Genomic DNA, 281 nt, shown 5'->3' with positions numbered 1-281 from the left:
CCTTCAATTTCAGCACCTTTTTCATCAAAAAATCTTTCTTTTATTAATGGAATCAATTCAGGATATCCAATAAATCCAGTATATACTTTATAATCGGCAAGTCTATAACGAATTTTATTTTTGACATCTAAAAGATAAAATGCACTCAACTTTGTTTTGTCAATTGTAGATTTTATCTTTGTCTTAATCATTATTTTTTTTAATTTTTCACTCGTCACGCTTAATTGTCTGATTCCAAATACACTTTCATTGTCAACTAATTTTGATTTTACAATTTCTAT

The 281-nt window shown here is 25.6% G+C and carries 1 protein-coding gene; it reads right to left on the bottom strand.

Annotation, left to right across the window (positions count from 1 at the left end; genetic code table 11):
• Positions 1 to 191, bottom strand: a 191-nt coding sequence (locus WFZ85_RS16335) for a hypothetical protein (RefSeq protein ID WP_342697293.1), incomplete at its 3' end; no start/stop codon positions are given.
• Between the last annotated feature and the right edge of the window lie 90 nt (positions 192 to 281).

It is taken from the genome of Flavobacterium aureirubrum (assembly GCF_038739835.1).
GTDB lineage: Bacteria > Bacteroidota > Bacteroidia > Flavobacteriales > Flavobacteriaceae > Flavobacterium > Flavobacterium aureirubrum.
The sequence above is the reverse complement of the archived record's forward strand: the minus strand, read 5'-3'. Positions and strand labels throughout refer to the sequence as shown.